20 protein-coding genes and 2 pseudogenes are annotated in these 24,100 nt (G+C 52.5%); 3 read left to right on the forward strand and 19 right to left on the reverse strand.

Annotated features, from left to right (window positions below; translation table 11 throughout):
* Positions 1-8: 8 nt before the first annotated feature.
* Complete coding sequence (locus tag DW661_RS09165; RefSeq protein WP_118935396.1) at positions 9-1,169, reverse strand: AIPR family protein; 1,161 nt, start codon at positions 1,167-1,169, stop codon at positions 9-11.
* A gap of 327 nt (positions 1,170-1,496) precedes the next feature.
* On the opposite strand from DW661_RS09165, the gene DW661_RS09170 reads away from it, so the two are divergent.
* The 3 genes and pseudogenes from DW661_RS09170 to DW661_RS10520 all read left to right on the forward strand — a co-directional run.
* Positions 1,497-1,730 carry a hypothetical protein gene (locus tag DW661_RS09170; RefSeq protein ID WP_089571882.1) on the forward strand — a complete coding sequence of 78 codons (234 nt, stop codon included), beginning with the start codon at positions 1,497-1,499 and terminating at the stop codon, positions 1,728-1,730.
* A 366-nt stretch (positions 1,731-2,096) separates the two neighbouring features.
* Positions 2,097-2,351, forward strand: a complete 255-nt coding sequence (locus DW661_RS10515) for a transposase (protein WP_368140859.1) — start codon at positions 2,097-2,099, stop codon at positions 2,349-2,351.
* Positions 2,318-2,818 (forward strand): annotated as a pseudogene (locus DW661_RS10520) (hypothetical protein); the annotation flags it as partial. The gene DW661_RS10515 and the pseudogene DW661_RS10520, both read left to right, overlap by 34 nt.
* 112 nt (positions 2,819-2,930) lie before the next feature.
* Here the strand turns inward: DW661_RS10520 and DW661_RS09185 are convergent.
* From DW661_RS09185 to loaP, 18 genes and pseudogenes are all read right to left on the reverse strand, one after another.
* Complete coding sequence (locus DW661_RS09185; protein ID WP_118935399.1) at positions 2,931-5,144, reverse strand: hypothetical protein; 2,214 nt, start codon at positions 5,142-5,144, stop codon at positions 2,931-2,933.
* 209 nt (positions 5,145-5,353) lie between these two features.
* Entirely contained in the window at positions 5,354-6,613 is a 1,260-nt protein-coding gene (locus tag DW661_RS09190; RefSeq protein WP_118935400.1) for a nucleotide sugar dehydrogenase, read from the reverse strand.
* A gap of 69 nt (positions 6,614-6,682) precedes the next feature.
* Positions 6,683-7,723, reverse strand: a complete 1,041-nt coding sequence (locus DW661_RS09195) for an NAD-dependent epimerase/dehydratase family protein (RefSeq protein WP_118935401.1) — start codon at positions 7,721-7,723, stop codon at positions 6,683-6,685.
* A 611-nt stretch (positions 7,724-8,334) separates the two neighbouring features.
* Complete coding sequence (locus DW661_RS09205) at positions 8,335-8,868, reverse strand: DapH/DapD/GlmU-related protein (protein WP_199584884.1); 534 nt, start codon at positions 8,866-8,868, stop codon at positions 8,335-8,337.
* 40 nt (positions 8,869-8,908) lie between these two features.
* Positions 8,909-9,820: a Coenzyme F420 hydrogenase/dehydrogenase, beta subunit C-terminal domain gene (locus tag DW661_RS09210; protein ID WP_233547490.1), complete on the reverse strand. Its 912-nt coding sequence runs from the start codon at positions 9,818-9,820 to the stop codon at positions 8,909-8,911.
* A gap of 171 nt (positions 9,821-9,991) precedes the next feature.
* Positions 9,992-10,147 (reverse strand): annotated as a pseudogene (locus DW661_RS10525) (4Fe-4S binding protein); the annotation flags it as partial.
* Positions 10,144-11,205 carry a polysaccharide pyruvyl transferase family protein gene (locus DW661_RS09215; RefSeq protein ID WP_118377463.1) on the reverse strand — a complete coding sequence of 354 codons (1,062 nt, stop codon included), beginning with the start codon at positions 11,203-11,205 and terminating at the stop codon, positions 10,144-10,146. The gene DW661_RS09215 and the pseudogene DW661_RS10525, both read right to left, overlap by 4 nt.
* Complete coding sequence (locus tag DW661_RS09220; protein ID WP_118935403.1) at positions 11,198-12,625, reverse strand: lipopolysaccharide biosynthesis protein; 1,428 nt, start codon at positions 12,623-12,625, stop codon at positions 11,198-11,200. Before DW661_RS09220 ends, DW661_RS09215 begins: the two co-directional genes overlap by 8 nt.
* A complete protein-coding gene (locus DW661_RS09225; protein ID WP_118935404.1) occupies positions 12,615-13,601 on the reverse strand; it encodes a deacetylase in 987 nt (328 codons plus the stop codon). The genes DW661_RS09220 and DW661_RS09225 overlap by 11 nt, the downstream gene beginning before the upstream one ends.
* A 49-nt stretch (positions 13,602-13,650) precedes the next feature.
* Positions 13,651-14,724 carry a glycosyltransferase gene (locus DW661_RS09230; RefSeq protein WP_118935405.1) on the reverse strand — a complete coding sequence of 358 codons (1,074 nt, stop codon included), beginning with the start codon at positions 14,722-14,724 and terminating at the stop codon, positions 13,651-13,653.
* 57 nt (positions 14,725-14,781) lie between these two features.
* Positions 14,782-15,870, reverse strand: a complete 1,089-nt coding sequence (locus DW661_RS09235) for an EpsG family protein (protein ID WP_118935406.1) — start codon at positions 15,868-15,870, stop codon at positions 14,782-14,784.
* A complete protein-coding gene (locus DW661_RS09240) occupies positions 15,871-16,893 on the reverse strand; it encodes a glycosyltransferase (protein WP_158568438.1) in 1,023 nt (340 codons plus the stop codon).
* Positions 16,894-16,993: 100 nt separating this feature from the next.
* Positions 16,994-18,076, reverse strand: a complete 1,083-nt coding sequence (locus DW661_RS09245) for a glycosyltransferase (protein WP_118935408.1) — start codon at positions 18,074-18,076, stop codon at positions 16,994-16,996.
* A 19-nt stretch (positions 18,077-18,095) separates the two neighbouring features.
* Complete coding sequence (locus DW661_RS09250; RefSeq protein ID WP_118376646.1) at positions 18,096-18,848, reverse strand: glycosyltransferase family 2 protein; 753 nt, start codon at positions 18,846-18,848, stop codon at positions 18,096-18,098.
* Positions 18,849-19,541: a sugar transferase gene (locus tag DW661_RS09255; protein WP_199584886.1), complete on the reverse strand. Its 693-nt coding sequence runs from the start codon at positions 19,539-19,541 to the stop codon at positions 18,849-18,851. It abuts the gene before it with no gap.
* A complete protein-coding gene (locus tag DW661_RS09260) occupies positions 19,541-20,758 on the reverse strand; it encodes a DegT/DnrJ/EryC1/StrS aminotransferase family protein (RefSeq protein WP_199584888.1) in 1,218 nt (405 codons plus the stop codon). Before DW661_RS09260 ends, DW661_RS09255 begins: the two co-directional genes overlap by 1 nt.
* 17 nt (positions 20,759-20,775) lie before the next feature.
* Positions 20,776-22,656, reverse strand: a complete 1,881-nt coding sequence (locus DW661_RS09265) for a nucleoside-diphosphate sugar epimerase/dehydratase (protein ID WP_233547491.1) — start codon at positions 22,654-22,656, stop codon at positions 20,776-20,778.
* A gap of 79 nt (positions 22,657-22,735) precedes the next feature.
* A complete protein-coding gene (gene loaP, locus DW661_RS09270; protein ID WP_233547492.1) occupies positions 22,736-23,287 on the reverse strand; it encodes an antiterminator LoaP in 552 nt (183 codons plus the stop codon).
* Positions 23,288-24,100 lie beyond the last annotated feature (813 nt).

The raw sequence follows: 24,100 nt of genomic DNA on the forward strand, positions 1-24,100 counted from the left end.
GGATACGCCTAGGCGCGGTCCAAGAAATCGTCCGCACCCCCAAGCGATGTCTTTTTCACCTGAGTTTGGTTGTTCGTCGCCAGTATCACTCTGTTTCTGGTCTCATCGCTTCCGGGCACAAGGATTTTTACCATCACATTTCTGGAATCTTCGGCGTCTTCCGTACGAGACTCCATAAATTTGTATATTTCATATGACGTTTGAAGTCCATTAACGATGCGAGGCTCTTCCATTTTCACTTCTGCTCCTGCTATTTGATAGGCTTCAGAAGCCAGTATCGTTACTCCGTTGTTGAGCCACCAGAAATCGTCTTCGCTAGGATGCTCCAACGTTTCCCTGATTCCTTTGTTGACTGAAACATTTCCCTCGTAATCTCTGACGTTCGCCTCGAAAAGATAGCTACGGAGCTGCCCCTGGTCGTCAGTGAGGAAGCGGTAGTAATCCGACAAAGACACCAGGCCAAAGACGTCCGTTCTCTGAGGAACCGACGCATAGGACCCCGAAAAACGCATAACAAGCCCGCTCTCTGCGGGAGGCGACCAGATGCGCATCAATTCGTCTGCTCCAACTAAAACGCACGAAGAGCTAAATCGGCTTACGCCGACGATTTCGTCAATGGCGGCCGGAAGCTGCTCTTTCTGAATCTTAACGCCGTCCGATGGTGAATCCGCATTCGCGATGTACACGAACTTCATTCGGATTTCGTTTCCGGCCATCGCTGCTGCTTGAATCGCTTCTCTTATTCTTCTAAAAGTATCGATAACACGTTCGGAATATTTATCATTGAATTCATTTAAATTTATACCGAATGTTAGAAGGTCATTACAGGTGTCCTTCCACTTCAAGAACACGTCTTCTTTGAATGATTTTGAAACCTTGGTCTGAAGAATAACTATTTCAACCCTTGATCCACGATTGATGTAGTCTTTAATCTGGACGTCCTCACTCAAGAAATTATTGTTGGCAAAGATGTAGATCGCATCGCAGCCCCCGTCTCGCGACCCTCCAATGAGCCCTTCCGCTATCTCATCGTCGTCAAGGTCGTATGGAGCCATGTATCGAGAAGAGGCCAACAGTTCAAAGTAGTCCCCTTTAGAACTATACTCAGCCTGCTTAGAGAATTCGTCCGAAATGAATCCGTCTATCAGAATCTGGCTGTTAGTTGGCATTCTTCCTCCATCCAAAGATGAATAAACTAATGAAATGATATGACTTTTATGATTTTAGTGTAAACACCAAAACAGCCGCGTCTTAACACCCTGATAAGCTTTGGGCAAAATTATCGCAACGCCTTATTCAACAGGAGGTTGCGATGACGCGGGCAAACATAGAACACAGGAACATGTGGGCAGATCACATCGAACGCTGCCTCTCGTCCAGTATGTGTGTGGGACTGGTGTAGGCTCAACCACGTAAGCAGGCCCTGCCTTTACAGGTGGCTGGCCAAGTTCAGGGATGAGGGGCCCGGGCGCTTCCCATGCAGGAATGCCGCCACGATGGATTGGCTCGAGATCGCCAGTTACGGCCTGGCGGATGCAAAGGGCATCGTGCCAGTGGTGAGCAGCGCTTCGGATAGCGCGGTAGCCTCGGCTGCCAAGTGCGGCGATGTCGTTGTGAACTCGTTCACCACCCCCGACCGTGTGCTCATGTCACGACATTCCACCGACATGCGTGCCAGCATTCAGCGCCTTGCTGTCTGTGGTAGCGGAAAACTGAACACTTCGGCTTGACCATTTAGGGCACAAAGGCAGGCACGCCAACCATCACAATCGACTACCTTGGTTGCTGCCTAGAAATATCAACCAGGGAGGTCGGAAAGGTGTGATCAGCATGTCCACGGTTCATTCTATACGGCAGATGAGGAAGCGGGTCGACTCGATATCCGAGAATGCCTGAAAAACGGGCGTGTCGCGTAACACGGTGTACACCAAGCTGAAGAGCCCGACCTCACGCCACCCATCCTGGTGCGCAGGCGGGGCGACAGGTTGCTCAACGCCTACCGGGGTGTGTTTTGCGCACGGCTAGACGAGGGCTCGAGGTAGTGGCGTAAGCATCGCCACACCGCGCGCAGGATATGGCTCGCCTCTGCCCTCGAGGTGGACCGCATGAGCGCGAGCCAAGTGTCGAGGATCTGCGAGTTGTCCGACGCGATCGTTGAGGACATGCAGACCAGGGGCCTCTCTGATACGGCCTTTCCCTACGTCTGGCACGATGCGATCCGCATTAAATGCAGAGATCCGGGCCACGCCTCCTCGTGCGCGATCGTCACCGCCATCGGCGCCTGCTTAGATGGCGGTGACGATCGCTCGGGCTCGATGCCGTTGACACGGAGTCCTATGCCGGATGGTTGACGTTTCTGCGCTCGTTGCGCGAGCGGGGTGTTGAAGGAGTCGTCTGCGTAACCTCCATATCACTCCTTCTCGCACACAGCGCAGATTACCAGGGTGCGCTCATCAACCCAGCTGGAGAGCACCTTGCGGCTCGGGTATCCCATGGCCCCTATCGTGCGCGCCAGACTTTTCCCGTGCCCCGAGTAGTGATCGACCGCATTCCGCTTCTCCTCATCGGAATACCTCGGCCTGCGATGCTCCCCTTCCAGGAACTCATCGCCGCCGAGCTGGTATTCCTTCCGCCGGTTGTGGGGTGTGACACGGCTGGGTTAGCCGAGCTCTGCTATGGTGTCGGCCGTGCTGCATCCGAAACCGGCGAACGTCTCGATGGCTTTCGCCTTTTGTTCTGCGCTGTAAATCCGTATGATCCTGCCGGTCCTCTTTTGGTCCAGGATTTCCTCCGCAGTTCCAAGGGGCTAGATGGATAAATCAGGCAGGGCCATTACAGCGCTACGTGTTGAAAACTAGGCCAGCAAAGAGAACTTTGTGAAACGTTTTGTGAAGCGCGGCAGGACGAAGCTACCCCTCGGCAGAGGCGTCTCAACCGCTGGCGGGAACGTCGACACAGCTTTCAAGGTAGCTCTTCATGATGTCTTCCAATGTGGGCACGCGCCCTTCGGCCAATATGCCCAAGGCATCCAGCACATCGAATACGGCGGTTGCGTCATCGGCCCCGAGAAGGTCTTTGTTGCACTGGTTCAACCTCGCATCGAGCACAGTATGCCCGCGCCGCGCGGCCACCCTTGCAAGGGCATCGCCATCGGCAATCAGTGGGTGCCTTTGGATTTCGAAAACCAGCCCATACTCTTCGCCGGGCTTTCTGGAATCGAGATCAAACGCGAGTCCGATCTCTTGGACAACGAGCCATGTTTCGGCATATAGCTTCCCCGCCTCATCCAAGAATAGCCTCGTCATAGCGGGCACGAAATCCCCATACCCAAGAAATTTCCCGCAAAGAAGCGTTTTCGACAGGGAAGAGACCTTCGGATAGCGAGACAGCCACGCCCTGCCCTCTCGAGTTTTAAGCAAGGGGCAAACCTCTTCGGGATTTCCAAGCATTTCCGTAAGTATGTAGAACCTGGCACAGAAGGCGGCGGTCCTGTTAATCCGAATGCCGGGCGCGTAATGGCCCATCGGAGTCTCGAAGCCGGCGGCCCTTTCATATGCGACCCTGCACTCCGCACGCATACCAAGCAAGGCGTAGCACAGGCTCATCTCGAAATAGGGATATCCGAGGGATGGTTGCTTATTGAGCGCGGCGAGGCGCTCTTCGGCAATCGAGAGCTGCAATTTCGCCACCTCGGGTTTGTCGTACAGTGTCAGCCGGGCAAGCTGCCATCGACACTCGAGCGCCGCCATAACCTGCAGGCTTCTCTCAAGGAGGCCTATAGCCTCATCAGTGTACGACACGGCGCGCTCAACGCTCTCTCCAACCATTAAGGCTAGGGCAGCGCGTTCTCGCAGCACTTGGGAGCGCCGCAGAATCGCCTCGGGAGGAAGGCCATCCTCCATCACATCCAAGTCATGCTCCGCGTCCCCATCCTTGAAATACCGCATTACGCTCTCAGCCAAAGTATTTGGGAAGCGGTCATTCACCGCCAAGCCCGAAAGCATCGCACTCAGGTTCTTATGGGCATAGTAGCGTGCATCGGGGTCGCTTACGCACAAAAACCGATCGCATCGAGCGAAGAAATTGAGCACGGGTGCGGGATCGAGCCCGTCGGACCACGCGATTCTGCCCAGGCTCGCCATAGCGACGACGCGCTGTTGCTCGGAAAGGGAGGCATTGCTAAGGGTGTTTTTGACCTCGACCAAATACAGCTTGTTCCTGTCCTCGATACTTGTCCCTATCTGCCTCATGAAAAGAAGCCGCAGATTGAAGAGCTGCCCAAAATCGTTGGGGCCAATCGGAGCAAGCGCCTTTTCGCATTCCTCAATCAACCCCCACCCTTCTTTAACGCCGCCATCAGGCAAGCCGATTTTCGTTTTATTCAATGCTGCGTTCTCAAACAGCAGCAAGAGGAACGACTTATTCCGAACGCCCAGACGCTTAGCTTCGCGATACGTCTTCTTGAACTCGTCGTCGGCGACTTTGAACTGACCGTTCACGACATAGCTAATCGCGCGGTTGTGCCAAAGCTGGACCGTGATGAAAGGGTCTGTCTTGTCGGTTTTCTCGGCCAAGGCGCTTTCGAGCTCCGCTTGCGACCCAGCACGATCGCAAGCGGCGTCCGCGATAATATGGAGGGCGAAATGCCTGAAAGCCGGCTCTAAGTTTTCGTTCTCAAGCATTCTTTTCGCAACGCCGTTGTTTCCCAAGTAGATGTTGCAGAAAATCCTATCCTTGTCGAGGCAGGTGAGCTGCATTCTGGACAGTCGATCACGGTCAACCGCGTTCATCAGCCTGAAGGCAGCTACATAGTCGCATTCGGGAAGAGAGGGATCCGCCTTGTCCACTATGTCATCGAGCTGCTGCGCACACCAAAAATAGTTGACGAGAAGAGCGAACAGACTCAACGCGAGAAAGGGCGATGCCACACCCGCCAACCATAAAAGGCTAAGCTTTACCGATGCAAACAATGCATCGGACGCCAGTGCTGCAACATAGATACCGGCCTTGTAAAACCGCGCCAAAGCCTGCTTACGCAACCACAGCAAAAACAGCCCGACGACAATCGAAAACGCCAGGATAGAATGGGCCGGGTCAGGCCCCGTGACGATATCAATCGCAGCAAGGATATCTTGGAACGCCATAATCCTCCGCTAGACTCGAGTCCAATACTCGTTTGCTATTGTAGCTTGCATTCTGCATTGATCTTCCTTCATGTAGTTTCAAATCGAACACATGTTTTGTTTTTAGGAACAGAGTTACATCAAAGGAGGCCGTATCAGCCAACGCTGATACGGCCTCCCTCTAGATTCGATTTTTGTATATCACCAGATCCTGGGAGTACACCTCTCCCCTAGTCCCTCTTAAACAGATCCCTCGTGTACACCTTGTCCGCAACGTCCGCGAGCTCGTCGCTCCAGCGGTTGGCCACGATCACGTCGCAGCCGGCCTTGAAGGCCTCCAGGTCGTGGGTCACCTCGGAGCCGAAGAACTCCGGCGCGTCCAGCGTGGGCTCGTAGACCACCACGGGCACGCCCTTGGCCTTCACGCGCTTCATGACGCCCTGGATGGAGCTCGCGCGGAAGTTGTCGGAGTTGGACTTCATCGTCAGGCGGTACACGCCCACGACCGGCCTCTCCTTGCCGGCGTACACGCGGTCCCAGACCATCTGCAGCACCTCGTCCGCCACGAAGTCCTTGCGGGTGCGGTTGGCGTCCACGATGGCCTCGATCAGGTTCTGGGGCACGTCCTTGTAGTTCGCCAGCAGCTGCTTGGTGTCCTTGGGCAGGCAGTAGCCGCCGTAGCCGAAGCTGGGGTTGTTGTAGTGGCTGCCGATGCGCGGCTCCAGGCACACGCCGTCGATGACGTCGCGGGTGTTGAGGCCGCGGACCTCGCAGTAGGTGTCGAGCTCGTTGAAGTAGGCGACGCGCAGCGCCAGGTAGGTGTTGGCGAAGAGCTTCACCGCCTCGGCCTCGGTGGTGCCCAGGACGAGCTCGGGGATGCCCACGGTGCCGTCGGCGTTCACGCGCTCGAGCTCGGCGGGGTCGGCGCCCTGCGCGAGCAGACGCGCGAAGCGCTCGGCGGCCGCCACGGCCTCGGGGTCGTCCTTGGGCGCGCCCACCACGATGCGGCTGGGGTGCAGGTTGTCGTAGAGCGCCTTGCTCTCGCGCAGGAACTCGGGGCTGAAGAAGATCTTGCTGTCGCCCAGCCTCTCGCGCAGGCCCGCGGTGTAGCCGACGGGGATCGTCGACTTGATAACGATCCAGGCGTCCGGATTCACCGAGCGCACCGCTGCGATGGCGGCCTCGACGGAGCTCGTGTCGAAGAAATTCCTGTCCGAGTCGTAGTTGGTGGGCGTTGCGATGACGGCGTAGTCGGCGCCCGTATACGCCTCTGCCACGTCTACGGTTGCGTGCAGGTCGAGCTCGCGCTCCCCCGCCTCGGCCTCCGCCAGGAAGCGCTCGATCTCGTCGTCCTGGATGGGCGACAGGTAGTTGTTGATCTTCTCGACCTTCTCGGACACGATGTCCAGCGCGTGAACTTCGTTGTGCTGCGAGAGCAGGACGGCTAGAGACAGGCCGACGTAGCCGGTACCGGCGACAGCGATCTTCATGTCATTCTCCAATTGTCAAAGAACAATAATTCGCATGAAAAATGGCCCCTGTTACAGGGCCATGATTTCCTAAATGTTGTAGTAGCGCTTATACCACTTGGCGAAGGCCCTCAGGCCGTCCTCGAGCGGCGTCGCGGGCTTGTAGCCCAGATCGCGCTGGAGCGCCGTGGTGTCCGCATAGGTGACGGGCACGTCGCCGGGCTGCATGGGCACGAGCTGCTTGTGGGCCTCGAAGTCGTAGCCGGCCGGGAGTACGCCCTCCTCCACCAGCACGCGCTGCAGCGTGTCGACGAAGTCGAGAAGGTTCTCGGGGTGCGAGTTGCCGATGTTGTAGACGCGGTGCGCGGCGAGCGGCAGCCCGTCCTCTCCCATCTTCACCTCGGGGGCGGCGTCCATGACGCGTCTGACGCCCTCGACGATGTCATCGACGTAGGTGAAGTCGCGGCGGCAGTCGCCCATGTTGAAGATTTTGATGGTGTCCCCGCGGCGCAGCTTCTCGGTGAAGCCGAAGTAGGCCATGTCGGGCCTGCCCATGGGGCCGTAAACAGTGAAGAAGCGCAGCCCGGTCGCGGGGATGGAGTAGAGCTTGGAGTAGGCGGCGGCCATGAGCTCGTTGGACTTCTTGGTGGCCGCGTAGAGCGACACCGGCGAGTCGACGCGGTCCTTCTCGGAGAACGGCACCTTCTTGTTGCCGCCGTAGACCGAGCTGGAGCTGGCGTAGACGAGGTGCTTGACCGGGTGGTGACGGCAGGACTCGAGCACGTTGAAGAAGCCGACGAGGTTACTCTCGAGGTAGGCGCGCGGGTTCTCGATGGAGTAGCGCACGCCTGCCTGGGCGGCGAGGTTCACCACGACGTCGAAGCCGTTCTCGGCGAACAGGCGCTCGATGAGGGCGGCGTCGCACAGGTCGCCGCGCACGAAGGTGAAGCGGCCGTCGGTGTCGGCCTCGGCCAGCATGCGCAGGCGCGCGTCCTTGATGCCGGGGTCGTAATAGCTATTGAGGTTGTCGAGGCCGACAATCACTTCATCGGTCTCCTCGAGCAGCTTCTTGACGAGGAACGCGCCGATGAAGCCAGCCGCTCCGGTGACGAGTATTTTTCTGTTCGCCATAAGTGAAACTCCTAAAACCTGAAAATCCTAAAAGGGAATCTTTCGGTTGATATATCCTTCAGTTGCATTTTCGCGAGGTATCATGCGACACGGATTACCCAAGACAATGGAATGACTAGGGACGTCACAGTTTACAAACGCCCTAGGGGCAATAAGAACATCGTCACCGACCGTAATACTTCAGACGACGGCGGCGTTAACGCCAACCCACACACAGTCTCCCAAAATTGGCGCTTCTTTTCTCTTACCGCGGTTCTCTCGACCGATCGTCGCGCCCTTATGCAAGTTGCAGTTCGCGCCGAAAATCGCAGCCTCATTCACCGTGATGTTAAAGGCGTGCCCGAGGTAGAGCCCCGGTCCGATTTGAGCGGCACGAGCTATCTCCAGGCCGCATCTCTCCTGCAGACGGTGAAGCAGCAGACGCCAAATGGGGTTGCGCGAGCCATGCGCCTTACGGAAGACGAAGAGGAATCTGGGCAAATGATCGGACAGAGGCGAAGCATCTGCTCAAGAACGGCGACAATCGAGGCACCCCCCCGAGAAAAACTTTATTGTCAAGACAATCGCTTCCTTTCAATTTGCTCGGTCAAAATGCGATTACTGCCGGCGCATTATCGCTTCTCAGGCAAGTGCGGGTAAACCCGCTCGCAGAAGTCCCGCTTCTCCTGCCAACCCATGTGCTTCGTGTTGACAAACTCACTCGAGTGTTTCTCACGGTATTGCTCTATCGTCCCGATTGGCCGCGCCGGGACACCGGCGACGACTGTGTTGTCGGGAACGTCATGCGTTACGACGGCGCGGGCGCCCACGATGCAGTTTCTGCCGATAGCCACGCCCGGCATGATCATGGCGTCCATCCCGATGTGCGAGTTGTCGCCGATCGAGACGCGGCCGAACCTATCGATATCGACCAGCTCTGGATACATATGCCTCAACGTCCAGGCGCCGCCGTCATGGGTCGTGATCTTAACGCCGCTCGTGATCCTGACGTTGTCGCCGATTGTCACCAGGTACGGCTCGGAGCCGAAGTCAAATCCGTTAAGAATCTCACACCCCTCCCCGATCGTGAGTCCGCGTCTTTTCAGGCGCTCTAGCTTCATCCCGGAAGGCATGAGGCGCCAAATGATGCTATCGAGTATTGACATCAATACCTCCAGATCTGCGCAATTTCGTTTCGCTTGTGCATCAAGCGAAACAACTCCTGTGAATGCATTTCCTAATGGCCCGTTTGACGGATTTTGGAACGAGCGAGCGGGCGAATAGCTCGGCTTCCCTCAACCGCAGCCCCTCCACGACCCCGTTACGGAACAGCGTCCGCCCCATAGCGGCACGGGCGGCGCGGTCGAATCCCGATCCAGAGGCATACGTGCTGAGGAATGCAGGCCTACCGGCATGGCGCACAGACGGCTCTTTCAGCTGTCTCTCATAGAGGAACGCCTCGTCAGGGTTCCGCCTCTCGGTCTCGATTCCGAATTTGGCCAAGCCCTCAAGCAACAAGTCGCCTTTGAGGGTGGACACGATGGCGCACGACACCTTTTCCGCCTTGCCTGACTTTTGACCGTGTCGTCCATAACCGCTGAAGTCGCCAATCGTCAGGTCGCCGGCCCTCTCCCCACGGGCATACCTGCACGAGTAGCAGTTCTCTCGGTACGTGAGGGCCGAATGGTAGCCGACCTGATAGGCGTCGTTGCTTTTCGGCCCCTTTTTGTAAAAAAGGCCTTGAGTATCGCTTAAAGTTAAGCGAAACTTTGCAGTTTCGAAAGCTGGGTCGCGGAAGCTTAGCGCCGATGCAGTCCGTCCGCACCTCCCTTCTATCCCTCTAACATGCTCTTCGAGATAGGTCGAAGGACATACACCATGGCAGATTATGTCAACAGTCGTTAGACCGTCCTCCAACCTCTTGCCGACGAAGGTCCTCAGCGCGGCAACCTGGCAGGGAAGCCCGATGAAGAGCACGCCCTCCCCGTTTCTGATCTGCTTTTTCACGTTCTCGTAGACACCCGACATGTCGGACTCGGCGTACTTGGAGTTCTTGCACCTCTGAATATCGGATTCGCCGGACAGTTCGATGAAGCGAAATGCGTAGAGATCGTCCACGGGTACGCCGTAGCAGTGGACGCCCCTTGAAAGCGCCCACCGGTAGCATGCTGAAGCGATTCCTCCCGACGCGGACGTACGGCGGTCGCCGGCGTCGGTTTGCCACGCGGCAAACACCTCATCCGACTTTGCATGGAGGACGCCATCTGCCAAGAGATGGCAGGACTTTTCACAGGCACCGCATCCGATGCACACGTCCCCGTCGATCGTGGGAGTCCGAACTCCCACGGAATCCGATCCCAGCGTGATGCAGCCCTTTGGGCATGCTGCGGCACATGCTCCGCAGCCGGTGCAACTGTCTTTATCGGCTAGCTTCGGCGGCGTCATAGAGTCACCATGTCTTCCAGGATGGCGATTGATTCTTCTCTGAAACTGGAGATTCTCTCCTGTACATGGGGCCAATCGATTGGGGGTAGCTCCGCGCCGTTGGTTTCGTCACCGCAGCGATCGAGAACACCGAGTCGCTTAGCGAGAGAGAGCACGCGGGTGCTGTGACACCTGGTGTAGAATCGCATGTCTCTTTCATAGTAAAGCGAGAAAAGCATTCCGTGATATGAGGCGGTAAAGACTGCATCCGCATTCTTGATAAGTCCTAGGAACTCTGAGAGCGAAGCTGGTTTTACGCTTTGGGTTCCCCTTAACGGGATGCCGTAATTGATGTTCTTAACGATGAGGCCGTGCCTTTCTGCATAGAGACATGCATCTCTAAGACATTTACCATCAGGAGAGTCAAAATACACAAGGACATAACCTGGTTTGAAGTCCATAGGCTGAGTGATAGCGTCCCACTCGGCCGTCGTAAGGAGCATTGTGGGATCGCAAACCAGGTCAGCATCTCTGCCAGTTAGACGCTTAACCCAATCGACGGCACCGTCCTCGCGCACGGCGATTCTATTCATTTTGATGAGTAGGCGGGCCACCTCTTCATCATCATCTTGAGGCTCGTAGGCTCCAACCGATGACGCAAAGGCTACTTTCTTGGTTTTGTCTCCAGCAAAATCAAGAAAGTACGTATGATCGCTCTCGGTGATGTCTCTGCCCCAGATGATATCGGAACCGGCTACGACCACTTCATAGCTTTCTCCAAGGGTACGAACGTCGTCGGGATAAACTGGCTGGGAAAACTCCATATTGCGAGAAGCGAACTTGTTGAGCGCCGACTTTTTCTTCTTTAGGGCACGCCCAAATAGGATTTTTTTGGCCAAGTCTCTCGGACCGTGAATCTTAGCGGCTAGACCCTCGCGCCTCTCAATGGCTGGACACCGGTAATCAATCACTTCGCAATCACAGCCGAGGTAGCAGATTTTGTGATATAGGGCATATGCCTGTAAATATGACCCGAAGTTCGTTGATCGATGGAAAGTTAAGAGCCCCACCTTAGTCATTATTGCTTTCTCCTTTTAACTTACGGATTAATGACACGATCATGTCCCAATTGATGGCGACAGAAAAAATTAGACATAAGGCGAAACATAAAACTTTGACGGCAAGGCCTCCCCAAATGTAAGTAAGCGAGGCGAAGATTGCCAAAATTGCGGTCGGCATAAGAATCTTTACATCAAGAGCCATGTCCATGTGTCTTCGTTGCACATCAACAACGCGCATAAAGGCAACAAGACCATATCCTACGATGGTCGAGATTGGGGCAGCATAGACGCCGATTGGGCCCAAAAGTACGATGAGGACCGTGATGCTGACTACCGCCGAAACAAGTGTAGCCTCCAGCACTTTACGAGATTCGTTATTTACTAGGTAAATGGGACTTACCAATCCCGTAAACAGATTTGCATAGACGGCAATCATGTAAAGAGGCACCATGCCGAAGGCGTCATTATAGCTGACGTCAATCATGAACGGCCATATAAACGGAAGGGCTGAAATAATAAAAAGAAAGAGAGCGGAAAAAAAGCGAACTGCACTGTCAACGATTTGTCGAATGAAGGACGCACCGTCTTCATCGTGATAGTGCAAAATAACTTGTTCGGTCCATGAAGCGTTGAATACGCTAAAGACAGTCGAATAGATGAATGAGAACTTATTCGCTACAGATATTAGACCATTGGCGGCTGTGCCTAAGGCAGTTGAGATAACCACTCTGTCTGCCGACTGCAGCGCCCACCAAGACACCTCATTTGGCATAAGCGGAAAGGCATATCGGGTTAGCCTTTTGGCTTCCATCACGGAGCATAACGACGGATTAAAATAACGCCAAAGTCTATCCCTGATCGTGACAGTAACCGTGCCGGCAATTGGACCGATGCAATAAGCGGCAAGCATGCCCTCAAGGCCTAGAGAAAATACCGCGAGAAGAATAACGTTTAGGACTAGCGTCACTGAAGCCGAGATGAAGCTTCCTAGGGCAAAAGAGACATTATCGCCTATCCCTCGTGCCGAGTAGAGAGCAAGCTGCAGAGTGATATTGAATACAACGAGCGGCAGGAGCACCCACTTGTAGGGTAATGATACAAAAGGTGCCGAAACAACGAATAAACCAATGTATACAACAATTAGAGCTAGCGACTCCAGGTAAGCTGTCGAAAGGACTGTCGCGACTGCATGATTATCACCACGAACTTCAGCAACGTAACGAAATATTGCCTGGGAAAGTTGGATGCCGACTATGGGGACAAATAATCCGCCGATGGTCGTCACCAAGTCGAGTGTTCCGTAGTCCGAAGTACTCAGCAGTGCTGTATAAAGGGGTAGCAGCAAGAATGAAAGGGCTTTGGTGCACATCGTACCAAAGCCAATAATTCCAGTGTTTTTAAGTAAATCCCTGCTGCGACTGTCGGTCTTAGCGGGCAATCCAACCACTCCTCTCAAGTGAGTTGTTGGATATGAGCTCCCTAGCGTAAGCGCCGATAGTTTCACCCTCAAAATCTAAAGAAGCACGATCGAAAAGCTTTTCCAGCTGAACATAGAGATTCTCTACTGCTGCTTCATCCCTGAATGTTGGGCTTCCTCCTGGCATAAATTCAGATGAATGAAGCATAAACATGATGTATTCAGAGGAGCTATTCGCTACTCGCCGTTCAAGCCATAGCATTTCATTGAGGTTTTTCCCATTCGGTCTAAGCTGAAGCGACTGCCCTCGCGCGACATTGTAAAGCGACTTGGCTAGTGGCTTAGCCTTGCAGGTGGCTGGTTTAATAAATGAATGCGTATCCCTAACGGTCAAAGGAACCTCAACAATATCTGCTTTGTCACATCTGACCAAATATGGTTCCTCGCTGGCGTTGGAATAATCTGCACCGGAGACCCCTTTCGTCAGGCCTGGGGATGTTATCCAATTAATGTGTGGAGTCACGGAGCAATCGCAGATATACCCTTTACGAGCAAGAAGCTCAAAATACCTTTGATCCATTGCCCATCGTCCGGCACGATGCGAAATAGGGCGAATGCCGATGCGGTCTATGATTGCATCGGTCATTGCGTCAATTTTGGCTTCCATGATGTCGTCAGTGAATTCAATAAGATAAGGTAGGCCACAGTCATCGTTCTTCTCTCCGGTAAGCTCGAAACTGGGCGGAGTATTCCAAGCATGCAAGTGCATGCCAACTTCACATCGCCCTTCGGCCGCCCATGACCCAACCATTTCACAGAAACCAGGGTCACTTACCATCTCCCAGTTAGAAAGATATGTCGGCTTGTAACCGTATCGATCGCAAAGAGCCTGGAATCTTGGTAAATACTTTGCATTGCGCGTCCCGATAGGATCTTTTTTATTCCATTCCCAGAGGTTGTCTCCCTCTGTGTCTATGCTGATAAGAAATTTCTTCAAGTTGTCTCCAGTGCTTCTAGCGAAAAACAAACTGATTAAAACCCTGGCATTAAAACGGAGCGGAGTGTCCAAGTTCCCGATACAGCTTTTCATATTTTCTTGCCATATGAGCCGCCGAATATCCGTCGATGTTCGCGAGAGAGCTTGCTCCCATTTTGCAACGTAACTTGCAATCTACGAGCTCGCACATCGCCCTGAAGAGCTGGTCCTCAGATCCAGCATCGATAAGAATGCCGTTAGAATTAGAAACTACATTACGTATGCCTCCAACATCCGTAGAAATTACGGGGAGGCCACATGCCATCGCCTCGAGAATAGACATCGGCATACCCTCACGATTGGAGCTTTGGACATAGACATTGGCTCCACGCAGAACGTTTGGAATATTCGTAAGAGCGCCTGGCAGTTCTATAGAAGGGTCGTCACCAGCTTCGCGACACAATTCTTCATGAAGTGGGCCGTCACCGACAAGAATTAACCTTGCATCAGGACACTCCATCTCGAGTCGTTTAAATGCACGCAAGATAAGCATTTGATTTTTGTTCTGGTTTTGCGTTGCAACATTGATGAATGTTGGCGCACTGGCGATATCGCATGGCGAATAGTCAGATAGCGTGATGCCGTTATCTATCTCATCTATCAGACTGTCTTCGACTCCAAAATAGTCGCAAGCTTGCCTATGGTTCTCCTTAGACACCGCAACTAATTTTACACGGTTTTCACCTGCGAGGCGTACCATCCGTTGGGCAGTAGTATTAAGAGCGGCGGGAAGAGTACTATGAAGTGTAATTAGAGTATTTCTATGATGCATCAGTGCCCATGGAATAGATATTTGCGCTCCACCTAGATGCGCGTGAACTACATCTGGACGCTCCCTAGAGAGAGACTTGTAAATCCTAATTAGCGTCGGCGGATCAATACGGTTACCAATTCCATGTAAATAGACCCGAGCAGGGGTTCCGGAGACTAACTGCATAAACCCCTTATCGCTTCCCCCGAAAAAACAATGGAGTGAGACGTCGAATTCACGAAAATCTAAATTACGAATCAATTCGCACACCATACGCTGTGCGCCGCCAACGATCAACGAATCAATAACTATTGCTACGTTTGTTTTCTTCATTCTTACCTACAAAAGCTTTGTATATAGTTTCTAATATCTTTAGAACGATAACCAGAGCTAAACAACGGAACCAAGGCTGCTTACGAATAGCACAAGGGAAATAGGTACAACAAAATATAAGCTTAGTATGCGACCGTGTCTTCCTAAGCAATGCATCATTAAATATGGAACCAGAATTGTTAAAAAGATGGTGTAGTAGGACATAATTCGTCCCATAATACCAAGAGAATAAGAAGCGCCCTGAAGACACAGGGCAATCCCAAGGGAAAAAATAGAGAGCCTAATGACATCGGGGCATTTATCAAATATCGATTTATTGCGGAGAGCATATAGCACAATGAAGGCAATGAATAATAGAAGCATGAACATCGTATAGCTTCCGCCCTCAACGTCGTATTTGGAGCCGATGTAGCCCGCATACTGAGGCAGAGCCCTAACCGCGATCAATGCGATGACACGGCCGAAAATCAAGCAGACAATAGAAGCGGGAATGGCGATCTTCAAGAGCTTGATTACGTCGAAACGCTTGTAGAACCAGAGTAAAGCGAAACAAATCGCCGAGGAATGGAACGTCATCGCAACGCCGATAGCAATCGCAAAGAACACAGGCTTGTTTGAATCAACCCACCTCGTCGCAAATAGACAAATCGAAAGTGCAATCATTTGTCTAAAGATACCGAGACTGTATACAAATAAGCTTAGCGCACAGTAAATTAGAAAGCTTAAGAAAGGCGAGTCGCTGTACCGACCGAAGAACTCCATTAGCGGCGAGTATATGAGAACCGCGATCAAGAGGAAAAAAACGTGATCGGACATGTAAAAATGCGCACAAATCTTGGTGAGCAGGAAATAGCCGGGCTCGTAGTCGTAAGGGTATACGAGCTTAGCCGTCAGCACGTCGCTCCAAGGAATCCCAGCATAGTAGTGGAGTGAGCCCAAGTAGTTCCCGGTATCAGCACCAACAGTTACGTCTCGCATTGAAACGAAGAATATTAGCGCTACGCAAAGGCACACAAGGTAAGGAGTCCATGTAAGCTCTCGCTCCTTAGCCGAAATCGCAATAAATTTGCCTTTTTGCTCAGATGTGCCACGAATGATTAGCGCAACGAGGCCCGCAATTGCAACGAATGTCAGGTAAGGAGTCATCTAGTCAAGCTCCGATTCAATCGTAGCAACCCCGTACACCAGCTCTACGAACTTCTTAGCTTCGCTTGAGATGTCGTACCCCGCCGCAGTCATGGCTGTCCTCGTATCGAGCCGCTCCACCGTAGCGGCAGACTCCAAAACCTTCGCCCAGGCCGTCGTGTTATCTATGGGCAAATACTCCACCAGACCTGTCACGTCGGCCTGTCTCGTCACCGTATCCGACACCACGCAGGAGAGCCCGGCCGCCTGCGCCTCTATCACAACGTTGGGCATGCCCTCGTACAGCGAGGGCAGCGCCAGCGCATCGAAGGCAGAAAGCAGCGCAGGCACGTCGGAACGCACGCCGGTGAAAACAATGCTGCCAAGCACGCCAAAAGCCTCGGCCTTGGCGCACACCTCGTCCTCAAGCTCGCCCTTGCCCACAAGCACGAGCCGTGCGTCGGGCCTGCTCTTCAAAAGCTCCGTGAAGACCTCAATGAGGAACCCGTGGTTCTTCTGCGGAGCAAAGCGTCCCACGTGTCCCACAACCAACGCGTCTGCGTCGATGCTGAACTCAGCGCGTATGGCTGTGCGCTTCTCTGCCGAGAATGCATAGGCATCTAGGTCGAGCGCGTTGCGCAAGTAATGAACCTCGCCTTTTCTCATGGCCATGGGCCCGAACGTATACTCGGCCGCCAGGTCCGACGGCGCTATCTTCACGTTGGCCACCGACGTTAACGGTCGACGCAGGGCCCTCTGCAGAAGCATGCCAAGACCGGCCTGACCGTCGCTGGCATTGCTCGAACGCAACGCAAGCCTTCGCGCGCCTGCACGTTTCGCGATCCACAGGTCGATAGCTGAAAAAGCATTCGAACCAATCCTCAGCACGACGGGGCATCCATCTTCGCGAACTGCATCGAAGAGCTCACGACGATAGGCGGAGAAATCCTTCGTTTTACGAGTGATTCGAAATACTCTTCCTCCGAGTCTTTCGATTTCGTCCTCGTAGTAGCCGCGACCATCACCCGAGACCACAAAATCCATCTGATAGCACGTTCGGTCAAGCTGGCGATACATCTTCATTAAGAATGTCTCAGCTCCACCTGCATCCATATTCGACACAATGCAAAGCAGTCGTTTGGGTTTATTGGTTGTGCACATCGAAATCGCTTTCAACAAGATGCTTAAATTTCCTCAAGCCTGCTTCATACGAGTAGTTACGCCCTTTGCGAAGGCAAGATTCCTTCATTGCGAGTAATTGTTTAGGCAGATCGGGATTAAGAAGTACGTCCAGCAACGCATCGCGATTAAGGAATTCATACGTCAAACCCGTTTCACCTTCGTCGACCATCTCTGCATAGCTTGGCCAACGTGAAGCAATCACTGGAATGCCCGCACAATAGGCATCTACCACAGTGCCCGGGACACCCTCGCCCGGGTACCTCGTCGGAAAGGCCAAGACGAGGTACCCGTTAAGAACAGACGTGCTCTCCCCCGCAGGAGCCACACCCTTATAGACGATCTCGGAGATATCGCAGCCAGCTATTAGCGCATCGAAATGCTCCTTGTACTCGGGCAGCACATTGCCGTAGATATCGAGCCTAAAAGCACGGCGACCAAGACGGCAGTTCGCCTTGTGCACAGCCCACACGATGTCATCAATACCTTTATCCTCGTAGATGCGCGAGAAAACAGCCAAAGGCCATGGTTCACCGGACGGCTGTTTGAGCTCGGTAAACTTGAGCTGTGGCAAACGCTTGAAGTTGTATGCGACGAGCACGTTGTCGAAGCCTTGCTCGGCAAGTAGGACCCGAACTCGATCTGACTCAACAAGTATCGCGTCAAAGGATTTGAGTTTCTTGGCCAGAATAGGCTGTCCTACTATATACTCTGCGAGCCATCCGCCGATTACTGAATATACGATCTTGCAACCATAGCGTTTTCGTAAATACACGAGTAACGGGGCGAAGATTTTCACCCCGTTGTGCGCCGGTAGCATAACCAAGGCATCCGTGAGCTTCGCTAACTTAATGCACTCACGAGCAAGCGCAATTGGATGCTTTTGCCAGTCTCTTGTGTCAATTGAGCGAACATTTTCTGCACCACAAACGTCACGAAGCAGTTCGCGGACAGTACGAGTCTTTACGACCTGTCCGTCCGCCATATCGATACCCTCGGCGAAATGCCCTATGATTCCAACGTTATTTATCTGCATGGGCATGTCCATAGCGAATACTCGCACCTCGTTACTTAATTCCAAAAATTTTGATAACGCCCCACACCCCGATATGAAACACAGATCGAAATACGCTCAAGTGTTCGATATCTCGATAAAGCATCCAGTGATATTTCACTAAGTCAAATTTGTTGTGCGATATAGAGCCCTCGCGAACACGATACTCTGCCAGTACATTCGGCATGCCCCAAATGTAGGGTTCCTTTTTAAGCATCTGTAGCCACAAAGCGTCATCATTACGTTTGCGAATATTGGGGACCTCGAACTTGCCCATCTTGCGGACGCTATACATAACCGTTGAATTTCCTACCGGGCAATCAAGCAATAGCCTGTTATAGCTAGTTCGAGGAATAGTCTTGATCACCTTTCCAAGAGGATTTCCCTGCTCATCAACTTGCTCATAGGCGGTGCATGAAAAGGGATGTCCCTCCTCGCGCATGAAAGCCAACTGTTTAGCCAGCTTCTCCGGTTTCCACATGTCGTCACTGTCCAAAAAGGCCATAAAATCGCCCTGGGCAGCTTTCATGGATTCAGTTCTTGCTACGGCGGCTCCAGAATTTTCATTTAAGCAAATATAACGAACACGGGGATCATCTTTGGAATAGGACTCAACAACTTCCCGGGTATTATCGGTAGAGCAATCATCCACGATAACCATTTCCCAATTATCGTAGGTTTGCGCCTGAACAGACTCAATGGTTTTTCCAATGTACTTTGCACAGTTATATGCCGGTGTAATAACCGATACTAAACCGTCTTTCATCTACCCTCTCCTGGCTACCGCCACAACAGTAGCGAACATCGTGGCTATCTCTCCCCAAAAGCTAAAATGAGAAAGATCGCGCAGGTTTAATTCCATCTTCTTTGGCAGCACCAGATTGATATATGCGCTATCAACGTCCTCTGCACCCTCTAACAAGGCATCTTCACCTTTGAACTCAATACTCGCTCTCGAAGTAACACCGGGAGCGAGCAGCAAAGTTGCTCGCATCTCGGCTGTATACGCTGCTACATAACGAGGAACCTCGGGGCGGGTGCCGACAAAGCTCATGGTTCCGCGCAGGATATCTATCAGCTGCGCGACTTCGTCGAGTCGACATTTACGTATAACGGAACCAACACGCGTTATACGAGAGTCACCAGCACTGGTGACTTGTGCGCCCTTTTTCTCGGCATCGACGCACATGGTTCGGAACTTGAAAATACGAAACGTCTTGCCGTATCGCCCAACTCTTTCTTGGCGGAAAAAAACCGGACCGGGAGAATCGAACTTAATTGCAACAGCAAGAATGATGAATAGCCACCAAGTTAAGGCAAATAAAAATAGGGAACCACATATATCGAAAATACGTTTCGCGAATAGCCCCATACGATGCCCTGCAAGTTCGTCATAGTAAGGGCGAACCTCATCAACGCGCATATCTTTGGGCAAATCAGCCCATGATAGCAGTCCCACTACGCACCAAGCTCTAAGAGACAGGCCTTGAAGCAGTCGATGACGTAATTGACTTCGTCGTCAGTAAGGCGAGTATGCAGCGGCAAGGTGATTTCATTCTCAAAATGTTTGTACGCATTCGGAAATTCGGAAATGTTAAACCCAAGATTCTTATATGCCGTGTGCATGGGCAAAGGCTTGTAATGAACGTTTGTAGCAACACCAAGCTCTGCCATCTTTATGATAATTTCATTGCGCTTTTCGAGATCAAACCCGGGGATACGACAAATATACAGGTGACCCGAAGACTGGCGCTCGCCTGTAAAATGATTTAGAGACTCAATACCCAGCGGGGTCAGAGCAGCATTGTAACGCTCGATAATCTCTTTGCGTCGCGCAAGCATGCCCTCATAACGATCGAGCTGAACGAGACCTAAAGCAGCTTGCATGTCAGTCATATTGCATTTATACCAAGGACCAACAATGTCATATTCCCAAGCACCAAGCTTGGTCTTAGCCAAGGCATCCTTGCTTTGGCCATGAAGACTCAGGAGCTGCAGCTTCTTATACATGGCCTCAGAGTCGATGCCGGAAATGGCACGCCAAGCAAGGCAACCACCCTCGGCAGTGGTCAAATTCTTTACGGCATGGAAGCTGAACGAGCTGAAATCGGCGATAGAGCCAACCATCTTGCCATGCCAAATTGCGCCTAAGGCATGGGCAGTATCTGCGCAAACCGCGATGCGCCCCAGAGCCTCCTGAATTTCGCCATTTGGTTTAAACAGATTACGCTTAGACTTAACGATTTCGAAAATACGATCGTAATTGCAAGGAACACCACCAAGATCAACAGGAATGATTGCTTTTGTGTTCTCATTAACGGCAGCCTCAACAGCATCGTAATCCATTTCGAAACTATTCGGCTGGCAATCGATAAGCACGAGTTTGGCACCCACGTGGCACACAACAGAGGCGCTTGCCGTGTAAGTATAAGCAGGAACAATTACTTCATCGCCAGGTCCCACATTAAGAAGACGAAGCGCCATTTCTGCACATGCAGTCTGTGAATTTAGGCAGCAGACCCTTTCGGCTTTCAAATAATCTGCCAACCTTGCTTCGAGTTTCTTGGTACGTGGACCAGTAGTAATCCATCCGGATCGAAGGGCTTCTGCAACTTCGACAATTTCTGCCTCGGTAATATCAGGCGGCGAAAACGGGATGTTCATCTTTACAGTCATTATTCTGCCTCTTCCAACTAGTCGTTGTACTGTGGGTGATACGTTGGGACAACTTCGGCAAGAACCGTTTTAATCTCGTCGTTCGTGCCATTCAGACAGGCCTCGAGCTTCTCGAGCTTGTCCTTAATCTCTTCCATCTTGTCTGCCTCGGCCGTGGAAATACGAATCCCGGAATGCTCGGTAGGCAGGAGTTGCTCGTTGTCCATAAGGAGCTCCTCATACATTTTTTCGCCAGGACGTAGGCCGACCTCTTTGACCTCGATATCCTTGCCGGGCTTAAGACCGCTCAGCGTAATAAGGTTGATGGCAAGGTCGTAGATCTTGACAGGCTCACCCATGTCCAAAACAAAAATCTCGCCGCCATGAGCAAGCGCACCGGCTGTAATGACCAATTTGCTGGCCTCAGGAATCGTCATAAAGTAACGTGTGATGTCCTTATGTGTAATGGTGATGGGACCGCCCTCGTGAAGTTGACGCTTAAAGAGCGGGATGACCGAACCATGGCTACCAAGAACATTGCCAAAACGGACTGCAGTAAAAATGGTCTTGCTGTTGGCCGCATAATACTGAACGATCATCTCGTCCATGCGTTTGGTAGCACCCATTACATTTGCGGGATTAACGGCCTTATCAGTAGAAATTTGTACGAAATGACTGCACTGATACTTATCAGCTAATCGCACAACATTGAGGGTGCCAAACACGTTATTTTCAATTGCCTCACGCGCATTATGTTCCATAAGGGGAACATGCTTGTGTGCCGCCGCGTGGAAGACAACTTGCGGCCGATAAGTTTCGAAAACATGCTCGATTGCAGGCGAGTGCGTGATAGAACCGATAAACACCTGAATATCGGTGCCTTGATCCCGAGCCGACTTGATAATGTCATGGTACAGCTCATACGTCGTGTTCTCGTAGATATCGAACAAAATGATTTGAGCAGGCTTTGCCGGAAGTAGCTGACGCACGAGCTCAGAACCGATAGAACCGCCACCGCCGGTAACCAAAATGCGTTTGCCCGCAACATAGCCCATCTGGTCTAGATTAAGTGATTTTTCTTCACGAGATAGCAGATCGCTGATTTCGACTTCGCGAAGGGCAACCCTGCCAAGACCGCTTATAGGAATGTCGCGCACATTGGGCAAGGTTAATACCCTAATTCCCGTTTTCATGCAGAGGTCATAGATTCTCTGGCGTTCATCAAAAGTAGCACTTGGAATGGCGACTACGATTTGTTCGGCTTCACAGGCATGCGCAATCGTCGGAATATCCGCACAGGTACCGCAGACTTTAATGTCGTGAATTCGCTGATTTTGTTTATTGGGATCGTCATCAACGACGGCAACAGGATCTCCAACCATATCGGGATCGTTGCTGAGCATGCGCTTAATAGTAAGCGAACCGGTCTCCCCTGCTCCCACGATGAGCGTACGAGGTAAATGAGCATCTGATTTGCTTTTAAACCGCCATGCCTGGCTACCATAAATTGCACGAATAGCAAAGCGTCCGCCTCCGCAAATGATGAGGATGACAGCCCATGCCATGACGTCCTCACGAAGGGTCATGCCCTTGCCAAATAACAGGTTAAAGATAACGTCGCCAATGACTGAGCCTACCGTTACAGCAGCAACAATACGTCCAGCCTCGGAAATGCTCGCATAGCGCCACAAGCTGCTATACATATGAAAGAACCAAAAGACAGCAACGTTAACAAGCGCGAGCACAAGAATAGCCGGGCATGCGCCGGCTGCTCCGCTGATCGTCGCCCAATGCTGCGTTCCCCACGATGCAACAAACACAGCAATAAAAGTTGCCGCAATGTCATATGCCATCAACGCATACGGCTCGAAGGCGCTCAACTTCCCCTTTTGCTTTGCGCTCTTGGATTCGGTGTTCAAAACTCTTCTTCTCTTCCCTGTTGATCCCGTTATCCCCGGCCCGGGGATCCTCTTTGCTCCTTTAAGCAGCCGCCCGCAGTTAGGCAATCGCCTTTTTAAGGTTTCGCATTACGCGCTGCTCGGCCGAAAGCACAGCGAGGCCAACACGGGTTGTTACGCGTCGGCCGCACAGGTCGAGCTCCAAATACGCAGTGCTCTTGCGTCTGTTAATGGTTTTGATAAGGCCTTCGTGGCCCAGCAGCGGACCTGCCGTCACTACGACCTTGTCGCCGTCTTTTAGGGCCTCACTCATGGGCACTACGCGGTCTCCCCTATGCGTAAAGCCACCAATGAGCTGAACCTCTTCTTTTGCCAGCGGCACAAACTGACCGTCCTGGGATAACACCCGGGCAAAGTCGTCCATGCGTAGCAGATACTGTTGCACGGTGCGGGGATCTGCCGTATCGCAGATAAGATAACCGGGAAAGAGCGGCTTGGTCGTATTGACCCATTCGCCGTGTACTTTGATCTCGGTTTGAAATTGGGGATAAAAGAGTTCCTGCATGGCGCTCGCCGGCACCATGCGCTCGATGCGCTCGCGCATTACGTCTTCGCGACCGTTAATGACCTGGATCACATACCACACGAGCACCACCCCCTTGCTGTCTTACGTGTGGCTCACGGGGTTTGGGTATGGCTTCGCCAGGGCGCTCATGCGCGAAGGCGCTCCATATTCAAACCCTGAGCCCAGTCAGACAAGCACGTGGCTCTGCCCCACCGTGAACGGTATGTACAAATGCAGCGCTGAAGCTGAAGGCACGTATCGCAAGATTGCCCACAACCTCAGCTGGCTGCGTGCGAGCCGGTCAAGGGATTTCAAAACTGGACCCCACGCAAACAGCTGAAGAACTGCTGTGATTTGCCATAGCAAATTATTGAACTGACTAAAACGAACTTATAAATAGCCGCAAAAGCAAGTGCAAAATCGTGCATGGCAATCGATATTGGAGCTCGTGGTGTTTCTGGCACCGCCGTTACGGCCGGATGCTGATCGACCCTGCGCTTTGTGACTTGCTGGAGCCGTGAGCACAGTTGAACTCATGTAACGTTAGGTATCCTAGCACAAGCTGTTAGTGAAACTGATTTGGGCTGCGTTGGACAACATATCGTTCATTTGACGTGCTAAAGGGGGTTGTTTTGGGATGTTGTTCACGTTGATGCAGGTTATTGAGGTATTGCCGGTGATCGGAGACGTTCCCGATGCCTAAATGGAGCAGCGAGCTGCACTGGTAATTGCGCCTGTCTAACAAACTATGTACAGAGATGGGAAATAAATTGTGCAACTTTTTTTGGTGTGGATTGGGTTTGTGGCGCAAGGCGTATTGGCATGAAAAAAGGCCTTCGGGATACCGAAGGCCTTTGCATTCAAGACTTTAGTCTGCTGGCCGCGCAGCGGCCAGCTTTA

Origin of the sequence: Collinsella sp. AM24-1, assembly GCF_003470325.1 — a bacterium.
Classification (GTDB): Bacteria; Actinomycetota; Coriobacteriia; order Coriobacteriales; family Coriobacteriaceae; genus Collinsella.